We start from the raw sequence: 22,940 nt of genomic DNA, 5'->3' as shown, positions 1-22,940 counted from the left end.
CAGGGCAATAGATTTTAGATTTAGATTTTCCTATTCTGAAGAACAGGTTTTTTATTATGTAAAAAGAGAGATCAAAAAAATCACTGCTTTTTATATAACCTTAGCTTGCTCTCCCTTAATAGGTTTTTTATTTCAAGCTACAGGCATTACTGTATATGATCATATGACTCAGAACTCAGCAAACCTAGTAAAGCTTAACAAAATTTTAAATGGGCGTGATTATTGGTTTAAAAGGGTTTCCACCGCCACTGTTTTTCGGTAAAAGTATACAAAACAAAACCTATCTTTACAAAAGACAATATGAATCATCGAGTCTAAATTCTCTAGATCCTGATTTAATTTATTAAGAGGATAAAGATTATTCGGCTCAGTTCAGAAACAACCAGCTTGATTATTGGTAATTTTATCGGTAGATATTTTCATGAAAACTGTTAGGACAATCATCTCGATCTTGGTGCTTAATTGTTTGCTTAGTTGCTCACAGCTTAAGTTGGACAATTCTGCAATTGGCGATTGGGCTTCGCCCACGGTGCGGGATCGCTCTGTTCAAACTATTGACTCAGCCAATACCAATAGCAATTTAGCTGAAGTAGCATCACCACAAATCATCCAAGAGTTACATCAAGAACTTAAACAATACAGTCCACAGGTAAAAATTGCTGCTCCTCAAGCAGACAAAACCTTAAACCAAACGGATGTTGTCATCAAATTAACAGTAGAAGATCTGCCTATATTTCAAGATGATCGACTTCATCTGGGGAATCATTTAAATTTGATCGTTGATAACGAACCATTTCAGTCAATTTATAGTTTGGATGAACCAATAATCATCAAAAATCTTGCTCCAGGAACTCACACCATCAGAGTATTTGCCGTAAGTCCTTGGGGAGAGAGTTTTAAAAATGAGGAAGCCTATGCTCAAACTACGTTTAACGTATTAACTCAGACTAATACTAATCGTCCTAATTCTAACCTGCCACTGTTAACCTACAGTAGTCCGACAGGAACTTATGGTGCAGAACCAGTGCTACTGGATTTTTATCTTCATCAAGATGACTCGGCGATTGGCTTCGCCAGCCCAAAGGCGATCGCTAAAAATAATCCCGACGAGCAAAAATTGCTGGTTAAAGCAACCATTAATGGGACGAGTTTTATCATTGAAGATTGGCAGCCATACTATTTAACTGGATTTGAACCAGGAGAAAATTGGGTTCAACTAGAGCTAATAGATAAGTTTGGCAATACCATCGAAAATACTTTTAATAATACTGTCAGGGTATTTACTTATGATCCACAACAGCAAGATAACCTAGCCAAATTAATCACCAATAAAATAACTTTTGATGATGCTCAATCGATAGTGAAGCAGAGTTATTACCTCCAGCCGTCAGAAACTCCAGAAATTATTGATTTTGAAGATCATGAAAAAAAGACTGAAGAGAATACTAAACCTAAAATTACTCCCCTTAAGGAGTTAGAACCCATTCCTCAACAATTACCCTCGGCTGATTCTGTAACTACTAATCAAGATAATCAGTCAGAAAAATTAGCAATTACTATTCCCCAAAAAGAAAAAACTTCAGCAGGAAAATCTGCTTTGAGGCAACCCAGCAATCCTCAGACTATAGTTTCAAATGAAGTAAATAAAGCAAATAAAGTATCTGAGGTAAAAATAGAACCCACAGACAAAAATGGAGAAAATATTGATCCTGCCGTTAATAATAAAACTGACAGCGATTCATTAGCATTTTCCAATTCCCCAGCTGATCCAAAAACTGCTGCTATTAAGCTTGAATCAAAGCCTACCGCCAGTAAGATCGTAATTACCGAGTCAGCTCCCAAAGAGTCCCCACCAATAGTTGAGATTATCATTCCTCCCTCGGAGTCGGTCGAAGTTGTCGAACCTGACAAGGTCGCGATCGCTGTCCCTACCAACCAGTATAATGGTAATTCATCAGAGCCAAAATCGACTTCAGGCAAATTCTTGTGGTGGAAAAAAATTCTGGTTGGGGTACGTCAGACAATTGAAGCATTAGCGAGACAATTACCCAATGAAGTCTAAATAAAACTAACGAACAAGAGAAATGTCAGAAAAATGTAACTTTTGCTCTAAATTCCGTAAACTAAATTAGCAAGTTTTAACAAACTAAAAATCTTGTTAACGAATCAATAATAAGAGTTCCATTTCCCTTTAAAATAATCTACTGCACTTAATATCAGACATTAAACCTAAAGCAAATAACAACATGGTGAAAACTGGCAAATACGCTGAGTTTACCGTTGAAAGACTGAGCTTATAGGTAACACCACTACAAGATTCTAGGGAATTAGACAACAATTCATGACTATGGCAAAAGTTCTCGTTTCCGATCCTATCGATCAAGTTGGTATTGATATCATCTCTCAAGTAGCAGAGGTAGATGTAAAAACCAAACTGCCTTTAGAAGAGCTAATCAAAATAATTCCCGAGTATGATGCTTTAATGCTGCGATCGGGTACTCAAGTTACAGCAGAAGTAATTGAGGCTGGGAAAAATCTAAAAATTATTGGACGGGCAGGAGTCGGCGTAGATAACATTGATGTTAAGGCTGCTACTCGCAATGGTATTGTCGTGGTCAACTCTCCAGAGGGAAACACGATCGCTGCTGCAGAACATGCTTTAGCAATGATGCTCGCTCTTTCTCGTCAGATTCCTGATGCTAACCAATCCGTCAAAAACGGCAAGTGGGAACGGAAAAAGTTTGTGGGAAATGAAGTATACAAAAAAACTTTGGGTGTTGTTGGTCTGGGCAAAATTGGCGCTCATGTGGCTAAAGTAGCTAGGGCAATGGAAATGAAGTTGCTGGCATACGATCCTTTTGTGTCTACAGAACGAGCAGAAAGATTAGGCTGTAGTCTGGTAGACCTAGACTTATTATTTAGGGAGTCAGATTATATTACGCTACACATCCCTAAGACTCCCGAAACCGCTAATTTAATTAACGCTGAAGCTCTCGCCAAAATGAAGCCCCACGTCAGAATTATTAACTGCGCTCGTGGCGGTATTATTGATGAAGCAGCTTTAGCTGAAGCACTTCAAGCCGAAAAAATTGGTGGTGCAGCACTAGATGTTTATAGTGGCGAACCTCTAGGAGAATCACCTTTAACAGCTGTCGGTTCTAATCTAGTTTTAACTCCCCATTTGGGAGCATCTACGGCTGAAGCACAGGTAAATGTGGCAGTTGACGTGGCAGAGCAAATTAGAGATGTTTTATTAGGGCTACCTGCCCGTTCTGCGGTTAACATTCCTGGTTTAAATCCAGATGTTATGCAAAAACTTAGACCATATCTAAGACTAGCAGAGACATTAGGTACAATGGCTGGTCAACTGGCTGGAGGTAGAATTGATGAGTTAAATATCCGTTTACAGGGAGAGTTAGCTAATAATGATAGTCAGCCCATCATTGTTGCTGCTTTAAAAGGATTACTTTCTCAAGCTTTAAGAGAACGGGTCAATTACGTCAATGCAGCCATTGAAGCCCAAGAACGAGGTATTAGGGTAATTGAAACTAAAGATATTTCAACCCGTGATTATTCTGGAGGGTCACTACACATTGAGGCTCAAGGAGCTAACGGTAAACACTCTGTTACAGGAGCTTTATTGAGTGAAGGCGAAATTAGAATTACTAATTTAGACGAGTTTCCCATTAATGTTCCCCCAAATGACAACATGTTGTTTACCTTGCATCGAGATATGCCAGGAATTATCGGTAAAATTGGCTCTTTGTTAGGTAGCTATAACGTCAATATTGCCAGTATGCAGGTAGGACGTAAAATTGTTCGGGGTGAAGCTGTGATGGTCTTAAGCTTAGATGACCCTCTGCCAGAAGGAATCTTACAAGAGATTATTAAAGTTGACGGTATTAGAGATGCTTATACGGTTAAACTCTCAATTTAAAACTTTCAGTTTGCTAACTAATATATTGCTGGTAGTGCTTTCTTGCAAATAGTAAGTAGAATATCTTTGAACTAAAGCCAAAATGCTTAGTTGATAAATTCAAAGTTGGTGGATTTTTGCACTAACTTTGTTTTTGTACTACAAGTAATTTTTAAGTTCAAACATATTAACGTTTAAATAAATTAGAAAGCTAAGTTTTTTGAGCTTATTGGGAAAACTATTACTAACGAACCAAACAAATAGTAGATAAAGCTAAAATCTTGACATACAGTAGGGAAGATATATACTTTAAACCCAGATTATTTAATAGACAATCAAACCTAGACCAAATAATTAATTTGGTATTGGTCATAATCGTAGTCTCAAGTATTATTCTTAATAAACTCCAAGATAAACTCATTTAGCTTGAAACTATAGAAATTTGTGGCATAAAAGTAATGCAATCTTCTTTAACAGTGGATTAAGATTAAGTTCTTGCGGTTCAACTAAGATAATTTTTAATATAGCTCACAACCTATAAAATTCATGTCTAATCGTTGGTGGGAGATCATTGTCAAATGCGAGCCAGTTTTAGAAGAATCTGTCTTTTGGCGACTCGAAAAATTTGGCTGTTCAGGGACAGCGATCAAAGTCAAAGTTTTAAATGATGAGCAAAGCTTAGAATCAGAGTCTAGTGATCAACAGATTCTAATCAAAAGCTATATTCCTGAAATCGACACTCAGTTGTTAGATTTGGCTGCGCTCTCTCTCTGGTTAGAACAAGATGCCAAATTATTGGAAGTATCTGTTCCTGAAGCTCAATGGCAATTAATTGATGAAGAAGATTGGGCAAGTGGTTGGAAAGACTATTGGCAGCCAATGGAAATTGGCGATCGCTTTTTAATTTATCCTGCTTGGGAAACTCCTCCAGAAAAATGCGACAGATTAATCTTACGCCTCGATCCAGGAGCAGCCTTTGGTACAGGCACTCACCCGACAACACAGCTATGTCTAGAATCATTAGAGATGCGACTCTCTGGAGATACTAAACATCAAACTATAGCCGATATCGGTTGTGGTTCAGGTATTTTGTCTTTGGGCTCTGTTTTGCTTGGCGCGAAAAAAGTTTATGCCGTAGATACTGATGCCTTGGCTACCAAAACTTGTCGTAGTAATTGTCAATTAAATGGAATCAATCGAGATAGTATTATTGTGCGGGATGGTAGCATTGAAAAGCTAATTGCCGAAAATGAAATTTTTGATGGCATCATTTGTAATATTCTGGCTGATACCATCGTGGAATTATTCCCCCAGTTTAATCAAATTACCCACGACAAAAGCTGGGCAGTTCTGAGTGGTATTCTTCTGACACAAGCCGATCAAATTGCCGATGTTGTCGAGCAACAAGGATGGACAGTAGCAGCATTATGGAAGCGGAAGGATTGGTGTTGTTTCAATATTCGCCGCTCAGAATACTAATTTTGCTTCAATTAACTTGGGTTAGAATATCTACCCCATCCTTAGTTACGGCAATAGTATGCTCAAACTGAGCCGAGAGCTTCTTGTCTTTAGTAATAGCAGTCCAACCATCATCAAGCATAACGGCTTCCCATGTTCCTTCATTAATCATTGGCTCAATGGTAAACACCATACCAGGCTTAATCTTTTTCTTTTGCCTAGGATCATAATAATGAGGGATTTGAGGGGCAGTATGAAAAATATGGCTTACTCCATGACCAACAAAGTCTCTGACGACAGAAAAGCCCTGCTGTTCAGCATACTCTTGGATGGCGGCTCCAATATCATTAATTCTAGCGCCTGGTTTGACCGCAGCAATTCCTCTTCTAAGGCATTCCTCGGTAACTTCCACTAATTTTCTCGCTGTTGCTGAAGGAGTTCCGACAAAAAAGGTTTTAGAAGTATCTCCGTGATAACCATCAACAATCGGAGTTACATCAATATTAATGATGTCGCCATTTTTAAGGATTTGCTTAGCATTGGGAATGCCGTGACAAATCACTTCATTAACGCTGGTACAAAGAGAACCAGGGAACGGATTTTCTTTGGGTCCGTATCCTAAAGGCGCGCTAACTGCTCCTTTTTCTTGCGTCCATTGTTCGGCAGCATCATTGATTTCCAGAGTGCTGACTCCAGGTTTAACCATGGGTTCTAAAAAATCTAATAATTCCGCAGCTAAAGCTCCTGCTCGACGCATTTTTTCAATTTCCCGACTGGATAGATAAGTGATTTGTTCTGTTCCCATTGCTATTTTGCTGTACTTGATTCTTGCTATATATACTGCCTAGTCTATCAATTCTTGAACTGGTAATCTTGATCAAACAATATTTGTAAAAAAAACCTAGATCAATAATCAATCTAGGTCTTGGATAAATTTACTTAAACAGATTAAACACAAATGCCGTCAACTGTCGATCTTATTTGTCTCGATTAATTTCCTTCAGCTCTTCCTCTTTCTGAGAAAAATTATCTTGAATTGAACCTAATAAATCATTTAATTCTCCTAAAGAATCGTCAGAAATTTCGGTTAACTCGTCTAGCTTTTTGTCAATAGCATTAATAACATCAAATACATCTGAATCAGCATTATTTAGTTGATCAGTTGAGGATTGACTCTCATCAGAAAATGCTCCCATAAGTTCATCAAAGTCAGACTCTTCAGTAGAAGCTTCTTCAAAGCTTAACTCTTGGAAGGATTCATCTGCATTGTTAAAAGCAGCCATAAATTCATCAGAGTCAGACTCTTCAGAGATCGCTAAATCCTGTTCTGACTCAAAAGTCAATTTATTTAATGCTAATTCATGATCATCAACTAATTCTTGCATAAACTCATTTGGTTCAGAAGTGTTTAAAACTTCTGCATTTAATGCTTCTGAACCATCTGAAAGATTCAAACTAAATTCATCTGATTCTGAATTCATCTCTGAAATATTATCCAGATTTATTTCCTCAGAAGAATCGTCTTCGTCAACAAACTGACCCATAAATTCTTCAGCGTTAGAAGCGATCGCCGATGAATCTTCAAAGCTAAATTCCACGGAAGACTCAGTAGACTCATCATCAACCATTAACATTGCTTCAAAGTCTATATTATTAGACTCTGAACTCATATTTGATTCGTCGTCGAAGCTAAATTCCATAGAAGATTGCTCATCTTCCATTGGTTCTTGTTCATTAGATTCTAATTCAGTAGCGATCGCGGATTGATCGTCCGATTGATCATCAAAATTAAATTCTGAAGAGAATTGATCATCCACTACCAACTCGCCCATCAAATCATCAAAATCAGCATCAGCAACAGGCATCGCCTCAAAGTCCATATCCTCAGACTCTGAACTCATGGGCGATTCATCGTCGAAACTAAATTCTGCTTCTGTAGCGATCGCTGGAGAGTCATCAAAACTAAATTCGGCAGGAGATTCATCTTCTGTGACCAACTCTTCGATGGACTCATCAGACTCAGCGTCAGCCATGGGCATTGCTTCAAAGTCCATGTCCTCAGACTCTGAACTCATGGGCGATTCATCGTCGAAACTAAATTCTGAACTAAATTCTGCTTCTATGGCGATCGCTGGAGAGTCATCAAAACTAAATTCGGCAGGAGATTCATCTTCTGTAGCTAACTCTTCGATAGACTCAGCATCAGCCATGGGCATTGCTTCAAAGTCCATGTCCTCAGACTCTAAACTCATGGGCGATTCATCGTCGAAACTAAATTCTGAACTAAATTCTGCTTCTATGGCGATCGCTGGAGAGTCATCAAAACTAAATTCGGCAGGAGATTCATCTTCTGTAGCTAACTCTTCGATAGACTCAGCATCAGCCATGGGCATTGCTTCAAAGTCCATGTCCTCAGACTCTGAACTCATGGGCGATTCATCGTCGAAACTAAATTCTGAACTAAATTCTGCTTCTATGGCGATCGCTGGAGAGTCATCAAAACTAAATTCGGCAGGAGATTCATCTTCTGTAGCTAACTCTTCGATAGACTCAGCATCAGCCATGGGCATTGCCTCAAAGTCCATGTCCTCAGACTCTGAACTCATGGGCGATTCATCGTCGAAACTAAATTCTGAACTAAATTCTGAACTAAATTCTGCTTCTTCTAAATCAGATTCTTCCATGAATAGCTCATCAGAGTCTTCATTAGTAAAGTCTTCACTCGTATCTATTTCAGTTGGCTCGAATGTTCCAATTAATTTATTTACTATTTCCAGATCAGCAACTTCTTCGCTTTGACTGGATTCAGTTAAATCTGCTGAATTAGCGAAAGGATTAAGATTTGCTGATGTATTTCCTGTAATGTCTTCAATTTCCTCTTCTATAGAATTTTGAGCAGTCACTAATTCATTGTTAAATATATCTGACTCTAATGAAGTTTCCTGAAAAGATTGTTCTTCAATAGGAGAAATAACTTGTTCTAATACTTCGTTTTCAACCGAGAAATTTTCTAATTTTGAGTTTGAATAATTATTTTTTGTTTCTAAATCTTGTCCATGATCTTCTAAAGCAAAACTATTTTGCTGCTCAAGTTCATGTTTTGTCTCAAGTTGCTCATTCATTAGATCGCTAACAGGCTCATCCCATAGCTGATTTTGTTCGACGGGAAATGAACTAACACTAGCCTCTGGGATCTGTGTTTCTTCGATTTCGTTAGCAACAGATTGACCTAGTATGCTTTCTTGACTATTGAGTTCTGTTACTCGATTATCCGATTGTTTTTCTTCTTGATTCTCATTAAATTTCTTTTGGCTGCTAGTTGCTAACATTCCAGCAATACTGGCTACAGAAGCAGTCGCACCTAAGCCGATCAGGGCTTTTTTATTTTCCTTTGCTAACAAGATTCCAGCAACGACGGTTACGCTACCAAAAGCAAGAGAAATTAGCAGAATTTTATTAACAATTTTGGCTGATTTCATTTTATGTAAATTCAATATAAGTTAACTTATGAAAGAAGTTGTGTTTTCAGGCTGGTAGCTGATTTCAACTACTTTACGGTGCGTTTTGGGTAATAATCATCTTACCCAAAAGCGGCCTTACTTTGGTAAGCACCGCAACCAAGGGTTAATTAATTCTGAAATACGAGAACTTCCTTAGCCTTATTTTTAAGAGTTCCCAAATACCCGCTCAAAACTAACAGTTTGCCAATTGACTGTCCAGTGTGTAATTACAGATGCTCTTACTTGTGATTCATAACTTTACAAATTACCTATTTTAGACAGGTTCAATAACAGAGCATGAAGATAGTAATCAACCAAGAAAAACAAAACTTAATTAACACTACTAATCTAGTTCTTCTTTTATCCTTACGCCTTTTAAACTACCAAAACTATAAATTGCCAATACTCCGTCTAATCGCAATCAAAACTGCCTGGGTGCGATCGCTGACTCCTAACTTGCTGAAAATATTATTAATGTGAAATTCTACCGTACTCTCGCTAAGAGAAAGTTTCTCGGCAATACCCTGATTGGTTTGGCCTTCACTCATTAATTTTAAGACTTCCCGTTCGCGATCGCTCAGTTGGGGGAGGTTGATGCGTTCGGCTAGTTTAGCACCCACAGCAGGGGGAATGTATTTCTGATTGGCACTGACTTTACGTACCGTATCAATTAGTTCCGCCATTTTACTATCTTTGAGCAAATATCCTCATCGGTGTCGTAGGTAGTGAGGATAGTAATGCGGGCGTGGGGAAATTCCTGCCGAATTTGGGCGATCGCTTTAGAAGGAGTGAAAATTCATAAAAAATGTCTCAAAAGCTAATAACTAATAGCTGAAAATTGTCCTGGGTTAATTTTATTCTTAGCGATTGCGAAGCTAGCCGAAGGCATCGCTCTTTAAGACAAATTAAACTTGACATCTAAGACAATCGCTTTAGGGGTCTTGGGGAAAACCCCCAAACTAAGCAGGACAAGCACCTAACTGAGCGGTACGACACGAAGTTACACGGCGCGTTTTCTATAGGAAGCTTCCCACAGAAAAGCTGCCTAGTCCTTGAGGACTGCTTCTAGAAAACGGAGTCTATTCATCTGAAAACGACCGTAATTGTCTAGCCTAAACTATCTTTGAGATGATCCGCTACTCGTAAAGCATTGGCCACAATGGTCAAGGTAGGATTTACTGCACCCATAGAAGGAAAGAAACTGCCATCAACCACATACAGGTTATCGAGGTCGTGAGTACGGCAATTGAGGTCAAGAACATTAGTTTTGGGGTCTGAACCAAATTTACATGTACCAACCTGATGCCAAACGGCCGATAGAGGCACTGTATTGACCATGAAGAGAAAAAAATCTATTTTACGCAGATAACTTTGCCACATATCGACAAAATCTTCATGAGCCTTAAGATTATTGCGGGTGAAATCTACTTTGATTTTGCCTTCTTCAGTAACCGTCACGCGGTTATTGGGATCGGGCAAATCTTCACTAGTGAGCCACCAGTCAACGGCGTGATCCGCCATATATTCTAAGGTAGGCTGAGGTATAGAACCAGGGGCAAAAAGCGCCAAGCGATTCCATTTAGACTTACCCGTCATCTGAATTTGTCCGAGGGGATAGTCGTGATCGGGACTACCAAAATAGAAGTCGTTAAAGCCGAGAGTTTTTTGAAATTTAACTGGATTTGGTTTTTCGGCGATCGCCACTACGGAAGAATGGTTATGTAACATCAGGTTGCGACCCAACATTCCTGAAGAATTGCCTAAGCCATCGGGATGATGTTCGTTTTTAGACCTTAATAATAAAGCTGCGGAGTTGATCGAACCACAGGAAACGATGAAAGTATCGGCGGTATATTGTGCTTTATTGCCCTCGACTTCGACCTCAACTGCGGTGACTTTTTGACCACTATCGTCAGTGATTAACTTAGTCACTAGGGTATTAATCTTAATTTCTACATTGTCGTATGCCGTAGCAGGATCGACACAGGCAATTTGAGCATCTAATTTAGCATCAATTTTACAAGGATAGGGGTCACAAGTGCCACAGCGAATACAGGGACTATTATCAGGATCATCAACGTTGCGATCGACTGCTAGGGTTAAATGATGAGGATGTAAACCCAGCTTGCCTAACTCATCGGCTACCTCCTGCATTCGTGGTTCGTGGGGCAAAGCAGGAAATGGATATTCCGCCGACATTGGTGGCTCGGTAATATCTTCCCCTTTTGTTCCGTGAACTTTAAAAATGCTTTCTGCGCGAGTGTAATAAGGTTCCATATCCTGGTAGGTTAGTTCCCAAGCTGGTGAAACTCCTGCAAGATGGTTAACTTCGCCAAAATCTTGCTCGCGCATTCTTTGCAAGGCTGCACCATAGACTTTGGTATTGCCTCCCACGTTATAAAACGCTTGGGGTTTAAAACTGTTGTTTTCATGGTCTAGCCATTGCTCTTCTACCTGATATTTTCGGCGCTGAAAAATGGCTTCAGGGTTCCAATTATCGTCTTCTTTGGGGAGATATCCACCGCGTTCGATAATTAAAATACGTTTACCTGTAGGGGCAAGGGAATAGGCGGCAGTTCCGCCACCTGCACCTGCACCGATGATTATTATGTCGTAGTGATTCATTGCTGATTATTAATTGCTGATTATTAAGTATTATTACTTTTTTTGTTCAAATCATGTCAAGCCAATTAATTTCAGTATCATCTTTGACTGCTGCTGCCTGGGGCATTTGTTGAAGGCGCATTAATTCGGAAATTGCTGCCAAATCGCGATCGCGATTCATTCCTGCCACTGCCATAATTTGATCGTCCTTGATGTAATATGCCAGAAATGCGGACTCTAAGTCTCCTGCTATTTTAATTTCATCCCACTTCTCTGCATGACCGACATAGCGCAGCTTGAGATCGTATTGACCTGACCAAAAAAATGGTACGATTTGCTCTACTTTGCGTTGATTATGCTTAAGCATATTGGCTGCTGCAATTCTGCCTTGCTGTGCTGCCAAACGCCAATGTTCAATGCGCGTTGATTTATTCATAGGTGCGTAGGGAAATTGAGCAATATCCCCCGCAGCATAAATATCGTTAATTTCGGTTTGTAGATAATTATTAACAGGAATACTGTGGTCTTTTTCGTTTAGTTTGATTCCTTTGAGATAACTAGTATTTGGTTTAACACCAACTCCTAAAACAACCAGATCCGCAGCTAACTCAGTTCCATCATCTAAAACTACTTTCTCAACCTGTTTATTGCCAATAAATTCGACAGCTTTAGTCTCAAACTTAAACTTAACTCCCTTTGATTGATGAACCTGTTGAAACATCATGCCAAGTTGTTCACCTAAAATTTTTTCGAAAGGAACTTTGCTCGGCGAAACTACAGTGACATCTAATCCTTGCTGATTCAAGCTGGCGGCTGCTTCCATCCCGATAAAGCTAGAACCAATTACCACAGCTTTTTGAGCATTTTTTACTGTATTTAAAATCGAATCAGCATCTTCAGGCTGACGGACAGTAAAAATATGAGCCAAATCAGAGCCAGGAACGTCTAGTTTTCGTGCTAAACCGCCAGTTGCCAACAGTAGCGAATCAAATTCAAGTTCAGAAAGATCGGTAAAGATAATTTTCTTATTTACAGCATCAACTTCAGTTACAGCTTGACCAAAACGTAATTCAATGTCGTGGTCATCATAAAATTGACAGTCTCGCACAGATAAACTATCTGCTGTGCCATTACCTTGAAGATAGTTTTTGCTTAACTTGGTACGGTCGTAAGGTAACTTTGGTTCAGCACTGATGAAGACGATCTTGCCTTGAAAACCCTGTTGACGCAGCATTTCTACTGCTGCCATGCCTGCTGCACCTGCACCTAAAACCACAAAGGTACGAGAATCTATACTCGGTTCGTGTCTTGCCATTGACAAAGTACGCTGCTGAGGTATTTCGTCAGGTAAATTGACTAACACCTGTTCCCCTTCAACTCTGACCGCAAAATGAGTTAGAGAATCTAAGCCAGGAGGTTCTTCCTGCTGTCCAGCGATCGCATTAAAACAGGCATTGTGCCAAGGACAGACTATTCTTTCGCCACACAAGATCCCTTTGGCTAAAGGTGCGCCATAGTGGGTGCAGAATGCGCTAGTAGCGTAGTATTGATCGTTGATTTTAGATAATAATATTTGTGAGTTTTCTACTTCAATCTGCTGCATTTGCCCGTTTTGCAGATCGTTTATTCTAGCTACAGCTATCTCTTTCATCAGTTGTTAAACGTATAAATATCAAAAATTGATTAATCACCAGAAAATGTGCCGATCATAGTGAAATAATCAATATTTCATTAGTTATTTTCGATAAATATCTTGCTTAAGGTATCCGACTAAGGTATTAGATCTGGTTTTAATAAATAATATATATATTCGGCGAGATTGAAATCATCGCTTTGTTGCGACTACTCTACTTTAGGTGATTTGATAGCGGGATGGGAGCAGCAAAATTTTTACGAAGAAATTAAATATTATAAATATTACTTTGGTCAGCCGTTCCCTGCCTTGAAAAGGCAAGGCTTGCGGCTGACCGCATTCCGCGGTCAAGCCGATTTAGTATGATTGTATCGACTCAGCCAAATTTGTTGTTGAGGCAGAGGTAAAGGAATACCCGCTACTTCAAAAGCATTTTTGAGACGACGGCGAAATTCGCGAGAGATTTCCCACTGTCTAAGGGGTTCGGTTTTAAACCAGAGGCGAATTATAAAACCGCGTTCGGCAAAATCTTCAACACCCAATACCTGTGGTGGTTCGAGTATTTTAGCGCGACATTCACAGTCTTGGTACATTTGCGCTGCTACTTCTGTAATTACGGCGATCGCTTCATCGACATTAGCATAATATGCTACAGGAATTTTTAAGTCCGATCTCGACCAACCGTTAGAATGATTTGCTACCACGCTGATCGAGCTATTGGGAATAGTAATTAAACGTCCTTCGCCATCTCGCAGTTGAGTAATACGCAAATTTAGGTTTTCGACTAAGCCGCCGAATTCGCCAATAGTTACTACATCACCAACGGCATACTGATCCTCAAAAATAATTAATAAACCATTAATCATATCTTTAATCAAGTTTTGGGAAGCAAAAGAAAAGGCTAAACCCAAAACCCCCGCGCCAGCGATTAATGGGGTGACATTTAAACCAATCATTGAGAGAGATATAAATAAGGCAATTCCCACCCACATAAAGGTAATAATCCCTCTAAATAGCCGGGAAAAAGTGTTTACCCTAACCTGAAGTCGTTGATTTATATCGTTATTTAAGACATAGTTATGGGTAAAAGCATCGTTAGTAATCATGGCATTGATTTTAGCGATCGCTGCATAGCTTAAGCGGATGAGAACATAACAAATCCAGATGATAACTATTAATCGTAGGGGAATTCTCAGGATAGTAATAATCCATAGCTGCATTAGACGAGTTTGAGGAAATAAACCCAAAATGATTAATGTGCCACCAATCCAGACAGTTAACTGAATTAATTGTAGAAGGCGGTATTGCACTTCTTTAAGATTCATTGTTCTCCTCTGTTCGAGTTGAGATGGCAGATCTGCATCTTGACTGAAAATAACCTTTGCCTGGGTTAAGCGTTTAATGCAGCGCCATAAGATAAAGTTACTCAACACTATTAACAATAATCCTACTGCTGCTAATTTAGCTTGCTGGAGTATAAAAGCTGGTTTTCTTTCTAACTTGGCTTTTTCCAAGCCTCTTTCAATGCGATCGCCAATTTGCTCTGCTTGAGTTTCCAAATCAATCCCATCGACATTAATATCTTTAGGTTTAAGAGTTAAAACAGGAATTTTTTTAGTTCCAACTGAGGCTTTTAGGCTTTGGTGATTGTGATCTCCTTGATGAACAATATTTAGTTGAACAAAATCAGTATTAAGATAGGTATCTTTAATATCAGCTAACTGTTCTTCCACATACTTAATTCGTTTATTCAAATTAGATTTTTGGTCAGATAATTCAAATAAACAATTACCATCTAAATGTACACAGGCTGACAGGTTAGTATTAGCTAAGTCGCTTTTGATCAGAGTTGATAAATTAAGTTTATTTATTTTGGGTAATAATGGCATCTGCGCCAAAATAGGAATAGCAAACAGATTAAGAAAAATAATTGTGCCAATTAATATTAAGAAAAAATTTCTAGAAATTTTGCTAATCATAAAACAGCCTGGGTTACTCTGTAGCTTTTAACTGCTGATCTGTGATTTGATGGCGCTCTCCTTAATTCTGATTTTGAGAGGCAAAATTATAATCAATTCCTCTATCACTTTTAAATAATTTCACTCAGATTTAAAATAGCCAAAACTATGGTTTATTAAAATTGCACAATCAAAAATTGTCAGCAAAATATAAAGATGTGACATCACCTTTAAAACAATTGACCTTGTTTTGCTCCTGTTAGCAACTTGTTGCATTTCAAATTTTAACTCAATAATAAATAGACGCAATTAATTTCAGTATTTTTACGCGACAAAAATAATTGAATCGTCTAAAAAACAAGTTTTTACTTATCTATCGATGGAATTAATAAAAAAGATTGTTCAAACTAGTCTTAAAATTTGCCAACCAACAACAAATATTAGTAATTACAAGAATAAACATTTAGTAATAGTAATATAGCTATTAAAGTAAAGTTGTCAGTATCTTCTCAAGGCAAATAATCAATATATTTTCGCGTTCGCTGTTAGCCGTTAGCTAAATATATTGACTAGCTCGTGTTTAACCCTCAATCTTTTTAGCTGCACCGAGCATTTGTCCTAAAAAAGGTAAGCCAATCAGCGCTGGGATAAAATAGCGAGAGGTACAGAGTAAGCCTAAAGCTGCGCCAGTAGCCTCATCAAAGTAATTTTGATAAAAATAAATAATAGCCGCATCCCGCGTACCAATTCCCGCAAAAGTTAGCGGTAGTAATCCTGCTAAGATCGATAAAGGGGACAAAGCTAAACTAACCAAAAAAGGCGCGATCGCTTTTAAAGCCACAATAAACAGCCAAATTTGCAGCAGATGTAAAAACCAAATAAACAATGATGTACTGCTGATCACTAATAATTGCTGTTGATTAGACCAAAAATAACAATGCATTTCTTGCCAAGCAGCCTGCATTTTTTGCAGTTTTAACTTAAATTTTTGGGGAGCAAATTTAATGGCGATCGCAAAAAAATAATCAGCAAAAGATTGCGACCCTAACATCAGTAAACCCATAATTAAGCCAAGTCCAACCACTGTGGTCATAATCCAAAATAAATTATCCTTGGCAGGATAAAGTAATAACCCAAAGACACACCATAATAAGAGTGAAAGCAGATCGCAGGCTTTTTCAAAGATAGAGATGGATAGAGCTAGACTACCGCTAATCTTTGACCTTTCAGACATAAAATATGACTTGGCGATATCCCCCATCTTAGAAGGTAGAACCATATTGAGGACACTTGCACCTAAAATGAGGCGATTGGCTTCTAAAAAACCCAGACTGTGATGAGGTACTAATTGCTGTAGCCGCCAGGAGGTAACTAAGGTAATCGGAATTACCATGGTCAAACTAACTATTAAAATCAAGCGATCGCAATTTTGGAATACTTTAAGCAAATTGACAAAATCAATCTGGGTATAAATATAAAGCAGGATCGCAACGCTAATTGCAATGGAAACAAATCGTTTAAAATTCACAAGCAGCTTTAAATGATTACCAATAAGGATACTCTCTTTCCTTATTCAAGTTCCAAGGCTTTTGACCCGCCTTCCTTGAGTTGTCGTAAAACATCGTTGATCTGACCCCAAACCAACCCGCCAGTAAACAAAGTTAACAGCAGAGCAACTCCAGAGGCAGGAATAAACCCAAAACCAAGAACTAATAAGCCACCCCCAAGAAAAACCCAAACTCCTAGACAGATGCCCCAAAATGTGACGGCGATCGCTGGATCTTGCAAAGAGTCTATTTTAAAAGAAGTTGATTGTTTACTATCCTGATATGATTGTTTCAGCTTCTGTTCTAACAGATTTTGAAACGCTGTACCAGATGTGATGGCGATAAATACGCCGATGATGGCAATAAAAAACGGTGGTTGGGGTAAATAATACATCTAAAGTTATCGGCTTTAATCTCAAGAGAAATGCTTTATTACTCTACCTTGAAGCGGTAGCAGAGGGAATAAGTGCTGCTACACTTTCAGCAGAAATTTGGCGAAACGTATTAAAGGCAAAGTCTAATATTTTCTGGGGCTTGATATCATCTTGAATCAGACTCCACAGTCTTTGTACTTCGTCAGTATGAAGGCGATCGCCTTCTGTTAAAGCGATCAGCAACTGTTGACGCAAATATCTTCCTTCTTCTGAAAGCAGATACTGTAAGCCTAAACGAGCTGTAGGCAGGATATCAAAGCTATCGTCAGAGCTAGCAATTTCAATCATGTTTTCCAATCTTTCCCATTGGAATTTGCCATCTTTAATCAGCACATCTAATAAGCGCCTTCTCAGTTGAGGAGATTCTCCCGTTAGCAATCTTTGGGACACGTAAGGATAAGATACCTCGACAATTCTAAAATCGGGGTTAAGACTCAATGCCAATCCTTCTTGAGTGACTAGAGAGCGAATAATTAGGGCAAACTTGGCAGGAAGACGGAAGGGATAGTCATACATTAATGCCGAAAATTCATCGGTAATAGTTTTAAAGTTAAAGTTGCCGACGCTTTCGCCGATGGCATTGCCAAGGACAGTTTCCAAAGCAGGAATAATCGGTCGAATATCCGTGTCAGGAGTTAAAAAACCTAGGTTAACAAAATCTCGTGCTAATCCTTCATAATCACGATTAATTAACTGCACTACCGCGCTGGCGATCGTCTCTTTCATCGACTCAGACAGCTGATCCATCATGCCAAAGTCAATATAAGCCATCCGCCCATCCAGGGTAGCAAACAGATTACCAGGGTGAGGGTCAGCATGGAAAAAGCCATATTCTAAAAGCTGACGTAAACCAGCAGTTACGCCAATTCTAACCAAATTATCCGCATCTAATCCTGCTGCCTCTAACTTCTCCAGATCGGTGAGCTTAATGCCGTCAATCCATTCGAGGGTTAGCACAAAGTTATTGCAGTATTGATGGTAGATCACAGGCACTTTTACCTCTGGATCGCCAGCAAAATTAGCAGCAAACTGTTCAGCATTGTGCGCCTCATTCAGATAATCAATCTCTTCAAATAGCTTTAAGCCAAATTCATCCACGATTAAGCTTAGATCATGTCCTAGATTGAGGGGTAGCCAAGGCCCCAGCCAACCCGCCAAAAGCCTCATCAAGTAAAGGTCAAGACTCAATTGAGGGCGAAGATTGGGACGCTGAACTTTGACTGCAACAGTTTCTCCGCTATGCAAAACCGCCTGATATACTTGCCCCAAACTGGCAGCAGCCACGGGATCAGCAGAGAATTCGCGATAGACTTCGGCAATAGATCGTTGTAAACTCAATTCGATAATATCGAAGGCAATCTGATTAGGGAAAGGTGGTAGCTGATCTTGTAGCTTAGTCAACTCATCTAAAAAATCTTTGCGAATCAAGTCTGGTCTGGTAGATAGCGCCTGTCCCACTTTAATATACGCAGGCCCTAAAGTCGTAATGATCTTGCGTATTTCTCTAGCTCTTTTTGGCTGATTGATTAATTCTCGATTGGTTATTTTATCCCAATAAAGGTGTAGGGCAAAATTGCCAAAGAGCCAGACAACAGCGATCGCCCTCCAGATCACCTGCCAGGGTCGAAAACGATAATAAGACGCGATTGCTTCTGCATCGTAACGTAGGGATTGACCAGGTTCTAGCTGAGAATAATTCATTGTTGCTTGCTGAACGCCGAAGCGTGCAGATAAATCCGTTTCGCTTTTAACTGTAGGTTTACTAACTTAATCAGGTTGCTCATAACTACCCACTAATTTTTTGGTAGCTAATGATTATATTAGTATACAAAACTACATTTTGCTTAACTTATGTATTAGTAATTTCCTTTAAAAACGATTGGGTACAGCCTACCTTGGGATCGCCACCGTCAGCATTTCTTGAGGAGTAAGATGAGCATGAACAATCTGACCATCTTTGAACCAAATAATTCTGTCAGTTAATTTAGCCACTTCTGGTTCATGAGTGACCATGACTACGGTGATTCCGCTATTATGTAACTCGCCAAAAATATCTAATACTTCTTTAGTGGTGTGAGAATCTAAAGCTCCTGTCGGCTCATCTGCTAATAACAGCAGAGGTTTATTCACAATTGCTCTGGCGATCGCGACTCGTTGCTGTTGTCCTCCTGATAGTTGATTGGGACGATTATTAATTCGATTTGCCAAACCAACTCTAGTTAGAGCTTCTGTAGCGCGATCGCGTCTTTCTTGAGCTGGTATTCCCGCATAAACCATGGGTAGCATCACGTTCTCTAGGGCGCTAACTTGTGGTAATAAATGAAACTGTTGAAATACAAAGCCAATTTTGCGATTACGAATTTCAGCTAGCTGTTCATCTGCCAATCCAGCCACACTAACATTATCCAGATAATATCTACCACCAGTTGGTCGGTCTAAACAACCAATAATGTTCATAACAGTAGATTTACCTGAACCTGATGCACCCATAATCGAACAATATTCCCCTTGGTGGATGATCAGATTAACTTTATCTAGAGCATGAACGGCTGTATTACCACTACCGTATACTTTTTCTATCTCTTCTAAACGAATAATTGTCGGTTTTGATTGAGGAATTTGAGCGGATAAATTCATAGTGTTGAGGATTGTCTGAGATTGAGCAACCAGATTCTATTCATATTGTGACAATTTTAAACTGCTTGTTGTCGAAGAAATGATTTACTCAAAATAAATTGGGATAAAAAGGCTCGGATTAAGACACAATGATAAATAACTGCTGAATAATCAAAAATTAATCATGAGTACTCTGCATATTGTTCCCTATCTTGAAAATGAACAACTCACCCACATGGAACTAAAGCTAGATTTAAAGTCAAATGCTTTTGCCTTATTGGTGACTGAATCAGATCAACCTGGAACGGTTGTAGTAGAAGCTGGCAACAATTTTATTCAAGAAGAATTTTTGTCAGAACATTATCGCCACGCGCTCGGCAAAACAGTAGATGACAAAGTAATATTTGATGCCGATTATTATTTAAATACGATTATTCCTGACTGTGCAACATATTTAGGCTGTGAACAAATTAAGCTACCTCAGTAAACTGCTGCCAATTTTTGACCCAAAAACTTCGTAAACGAAGTCATAACATTACATGCTATACTTATTTCTGTCACGCGGATATTAGGGGCGAGTGGCGGAATCGGTAGACGCACCACACTCAAAATGTGGCGAGAAATCGTGAGAGTTCGAGTCTCTCTTCGCCCACTTAATACTCTCCCATTCATCAAGACCCTAAAGTTCAATCAGTCTTTGTTTAGGAACTAGCTTATCTACTATTGCTATTGCCATCGCCAAAGCTTTTGTGTTGCGTTGTTTTAAGTAAAGCGATCGCTAGTGAATTGAGATAATGCAACTAAAGTTGATTAGTAATCAGGTGTTTCTCTACCATCTTTGCTACCTGTTGCGGTTTAACTTTGTTGTAACAGGTTTTATCGGGCATCATAATTAAGGCTGGAGCTTTTTTGCACTGTTTAAGACAGCCTGTTTTCTGAATTGGAATCTCTTTCGTCAAACCGCGATCGCTTAAAATAGATTCTATTTCAGCACAAACTTGTTGACCACCTTTTTTCCAGCAATTAGATTTTTGACAAATTAGCACTTTTGCCTTGGACTTGATTTTGCTATCAAACACGGGAAGCAAAGATACCGTTTTGCTCTTGATGGGCGATGTAGCTGATTTGTCTGAAGCAATAACTGCTAACCTTTTGACTTTGTACTGAGCTTTGCCCGTTTTTGGAGGTTGTTTTACTTTTCCCTCAACTTCCAATTGACATCCAGGAGATAAACCAGCCAGTTGTTTGCTCAACTGCTTGGGAATTTTGACCCAATATTTGCCCTGCTCTGTTTTGAGCTTGAGATATTTGATCCGCTTTTTTTGGTAGGCAATTTTACTCAGCTTGCCGTTAAAGTTGAAGCTTGCACTCATACTGCTATTTTTACTAATTAGTAATCTAGTGGAAAAATCTTTCAATCACTTTTTATAAGTCACGATCATAGTTTATGTCCCTTATGTCCCAGCAATCGTTCAGCCAATCAACTAGCTGATGACGTTGAGCAGTTGATTGTCTGATAACGCTCCACACCTGTGCCAAAGTCGTAGGGCTATTTAAGTTTACCAGCAGAGGTTCATTAGTTGCACATTGACAATCTATATCTAAAGCCTGTAAGCGCCTAAATATCTCCCAACGATATGCCCACTTTACGGCAATTGCTTTTTTTGTCTGCTTACTTGCTATATAACTGGGTTTGTCTGAATTGCGATCGCTCATCTGCTTAAATCTTTCTAGATTTTAATATTGAATTAATTAGCTTATTGAAAATATTAATCAATAGCTGGGCTAAAAAAGATTATATCTGTTAATTGATAATAAATATCAATAAATTTTAAACATCTTTAGTGTTGTGGTTAACTCCCACATTTTTGCTGCTGTTGCTCAAGCTTGTTGTTGAGCTTTGCTGATAGTCCTAATAATCCAGAACTGTAAAGTCGTTGAAATTCTTGAACAAAATGCTGGGCTACTGTGGGATTGCTAATAATAATTACAGCCTCATCGTTTTGATAATTAGCTGCTTCTGACCAATTTTGCGATCCAGAAATTACTGTAGCATCATCTATAACTGCAACTTTATGATGAAGTTTGTCCCCAACAGCGATCTGCGCTATCCCAACGGTATCCACCTGATTAAGCCAAGGATGATTATTTGCTTCAGGTTGACAGCGTGAATATAAACTAACCCCCAACATATCTAACATTTCGCTGTAATAACGATAGGCAAAACCAGGATCGAATATTCCTTTGATTTCAACCCCTTGATCGTGTTTATGTTGCAGGATATCAGCCAATTCTTGTTCACTAAAAACAAATAAAGCTAGATCAACTGATTTAGTAGCGCTGTCAATAGTTTGGGCAATTAAACCATTAGTGGTTAAATTCCAGTCTTGCTGTCGAGAAGTGGGAGAAAACTGAATGGTAATCTGAGTATTTTCCCAGCTAAAAGATTGAGGCGATCGCCAAGGTTTAGCTAAACTAAATTTATGCTCAATTCCTAGTTCAGAATCGCCCCACATATAGTTAAATTCTTCACTAAACAAATTAGCTACTTGGGCGTTATTAATCCGTAACAGATGATTAACATTGCCTGTTGTGTCTGGATGATCAAAGTCTCCGTGGATGTCACTCAGGGTATAGTTACTCGAACCAGCAATGACTCTTTTATGATCGATTACCATAAACTTATGATGCATCAAACCGCTTCCCTTTGAGCCATCAGCAGTGTCATCAATTACTTCAATTCCTGCTTGCTTAATAATAGTCAAAGCATCTCGTTGAGCAATTTCGGTGGAACTCAATTGACGATCTCGATCGAGATCGATTAATTGGAAAAGTTGTTCGTATTTTTGGCGATCGCGCTGATTTAAGTTACTGATTTGAGCAGAACTAAGCTCAGTTAAAGAATGACTGTAATCATTATCTAAAACTACTCTCACCTTAACTCCTTCAAGCTGCTTTTTTGCCAAAGCTTGGGCAACTAAAGGTAAATTTAACTCATAAATAGCCAGATCAATTGAAGATTGAGCAGTGGCAATTTCCTTAAGAATTATTGCTTCTAAATTATCTCCTGTTCGCTCAATTTTACGATAAGGATCGATATAGGTTTGCGTCTGGGTTTCTCGATGATTAAAGTAAGCTTGAATAAATTTATCTTGAGGCAAGCTATCAATTTTGTCAGTATCTTTTGAACAAGCTGCCAGCAACAAACAACAATAAACTAGCCTACTTAGGCGATACATAAATAATTATCAGCGCACTGGCATTAAATAAACTG

Annotated in this window: 17 protein-coding genes and 1 tRNA gene; 5 read left to right on the top strand and 13 right to left on the bottom strand. The window is 38.9% G+C overall.

All coding sequences use genetic code 11. The features are described 5' to 3' along the window. Positions 1-490: 490 nt before the first annotated feature. The 3 genes from C7B62_RS05270 (at position 491) to prmA (ending at position 5,395) form a co-directional block, all read left to right on the top strand. The gene (locus tag C7B62_RS05270) at positions 491-2,062 is read left to right on the top strand and encodes a hypothetical protein (protein ID WP_146132048.1); all 1,572 of its coding nucleotides are present in this window, start codon (positions 491-493) and stop codon (positions 2,060-2,062) included. Between the two features lie 285 nt (positions 2,063-2,347). Next, entirely contained in the window at positions 2,348-3,937 is a 1,590-nt protein-coding gene (gene serA / locus C7B62_RS05265; protein ID WP_106233573.1) for a phosphoglycerate dehydrogenase, read from the top strand. Between the two features lie 525 nt (positions 3,938-4,462). Beyond that, positions 4,463-5,395 (top strand): 50S ribosomal protein L11 methyltransferase, encoded by a 933-nt coding sequence (gene prmA / locus C7B62_RS05260; protein ID WP_106233572.1) that lies wholly within the window; start codon positions 4,463-4,465, stop codon positions 5,393-5,395. Positions 5,396-5,402: 7 nt separating this feature from the next. Here the strand turns inward: prmA and map are convergent, their stop codons facing one another. From map to C7B62_RS05210, 10 genes are all read right to left on the bottom strand, one after another. After that, positions 5,403-6,179, bottom strand: coding sequence for a type I methionyl aminopeptidase (gene map / locus C7B62_RS05255; protein ID WP_106233571.1), 777 nt, complete (start codon positions 6,177-6,179; stop codon positions 5,403-5,405). Positions 6,180-6,351: 172 nt separating this feature from the next. Next, entirely contained in the window at positions 6,352-8,853 is a 2,502-nt protein-coding gene (locus C7B62_RS05250) for a hypothetical protein (protein WP_106233570.1), read from the bottom strand. Positions 8,854-9,263: 410 nt separating this feature from the next. Continuing rightward, positions 9,264-9,557, bottom strand: a complete 294-nt coding sequence (locus tag C7B62_RS05245) for a response regulator transcription factor (RefSeq protein WP_106233569.1) — start codon at positions 9,555-9,557, stop codon at positions 9,264-9,266. A 424-nt stretch (positions 9,558-9,981) separates the two neighbouring features. Further along, positions 9,982-11,499, bottom strand: a complete 1,518-nt coding sequence (locus C7B62_RS05240; RefSeq protein WP_106233568.1) for a GMC oxidoreductase — start codon at positions 11,497-11,499, stop codon at positions 9,982-9,984. Between the two features lie 46 nt (positions 11,500-11,545). Beyond that, complete coding sequence (locus C7B62_RS05235) at positions 11,546-13,129, bottom strand: FAD-dependent oxidoreductase (protein WP_106233567.1); 1,584 nt, start codon at positions 13,127-13,129, stop codon at positions 11,546-11,548. A gap of 329 nt (positions 13,130-13,458) precedes the next feature. Then, entirely contained in the window at positions 13,459-15,090 is a 1,632-nt protein-coding gene (locus C7B62_RS05230; protein WP_106233566.1) for a mechanosensitive ion channel family protein, read from the bottom strand. Between the two features lie 559 nt (positions 15,091-15,649). After that, positions 15,650-16,597: a lysylphosphatidylglycerol synthase transmembrane domain-containing protein gene (locus C7B62_RS05225; RefSeq protein ID WP_106233565.1), complete on the bottom strand. Its 948-nt coding sequence runs from the start codon at positions 16,595-16,597 to the stop codon at positions 15,650-15,652. A 41-nt stretch (positions 16,598-16,638) separates the two neighbouring features. Beyond that, the gene (locus C7B62_RS05220; RefSeq protein WP_106233564.1) at positions 16,639-17,010 is read right to left on the bottom strand and encodes a hypothetical protein; all 372 of its coding nucleotides are present in this window, start codon (positions 17,008-17,010) and stop codon (positions 16,639-16,641) included. 43 nt (positions 17,011-17,053) lie between these two features. Next, positions 17,054-18,751 carry an AarF/ABC1/UbiB kinase family protein gene (locus C7B62_RS05215; protein WP_106233563.1) on the bottom strand — a complete coding sequence of 566 codons (1,698 nt, stop codon included), beginning with the start codon at positions 18,749-18,751 and terminating at the stop codon, positions 17,054-17,056. A 189-nt stretch (positions 18,752-18,940) separates the two neighbouring features. After that, the gene (locus tag C7B62_RS05210; RefSeq protein ID WP_106233562.1) at positions 18,941-19,687 is read right to left on the bottom strand and encodes an ABC transporter ATP-binding protein; all 747 of its coding nucleotides are present in this window, start codon (positions 19,685-19,687) and stop codon (positions 18,941-18,943) included. 163 nt (positions 19,688-19,850) lie between these two features. Between C7B62_RS05210 and C7B62_RS05205 the strand changes: the two genes are divergently transcribed. Together C7B62_RS05205 and C7B62_RS05200 are read left to right on the top strand one after the other, a co-directional pair. Beyond that, positions 19,851-20,153 carry a hypothetical protein gene (locus tag C7B62_RS05205; protein ID WP_106233561.1) on the top strand — a complete coding sequence of 101 codons (303 nt, stop codon included), beginning with the start codon at positions 19,851-19,853 and terminating at the stop codon, positions 20,151-20,153. Positions 20,154-20,238: 85 nt separating this feature from the next. Next, a tRNA-Leu gene (locus tag C7B62_RS05200) sits at positions 20,239-20,318 on the top strand. Between the two features lie 148 nt (positions 20,319-20,466). Here C7B62_RS05200 and C7B62_RS05195 read toward each other — a convergent pair. The 3 genes from C7B62_RS05195 to C7B62_RS05185 all read right to left on the bottom strand — a co-directional run bounded on the left by C7B62_RS05195 (position 20,467) and on the right by C7B62_RS05185 (position 22,905). Further along, positions 20,467-21,039, bottom strand: a complete 573-nt coding sequence (locus C7B62_RS05195; protein ID WP_106233560.1) for a ferredoxin — start codon at positions 21,037-21,039, stop codon at positions 20,467-20,469. A 52-nt stretch (positions 21,040-21,091) separates the two neighbouring features. Next, positions 21,092-21,382 (bottom strand): Asr1405/Asl0597 family protein, encoded by a 291-nt coding sequence (locus C7B62_RS05190; RefSeq protein ID WP_106233559.1) that lies wholly within the window; start codon positions 21,380-21,382, stop codon positions 21,092-21,094. Positions 21,383-21,519: 137 nt separating this feature from the next. Then, positions 21,520-22,905 carry a phosphatidylserine/phosphatidylglycerophosphate/cardiolipin synthase family protein gene (locus C7B62_RS05185; protein ID WP_106233558.1) on the bottom strand — a complete coding sequence of 462 codons (1,386 nt, stop codon included), beginning with the start codon at positions 22,903-22,905 and terminating at the stop codon, positions 21,520-21,522. Positions 22,906-22,940: the final 35 nt, after the last annotated feature.

It is taken from the genome of Pleurocapsa sp. CCALA 161 (genome assembly GCF_003003995.1).
In the GTDB taxonomy this organism is placed as follows: Bacteria; Cyanobacteriota; Cyanobacteriia; order Cyanobacteriales; family Xenococcaceae; genus Waterburya.
Note: the sequence above shows the minus strand (reverse complement) of the source record. Positions and strands in the feature narration are given on the sequence as shown.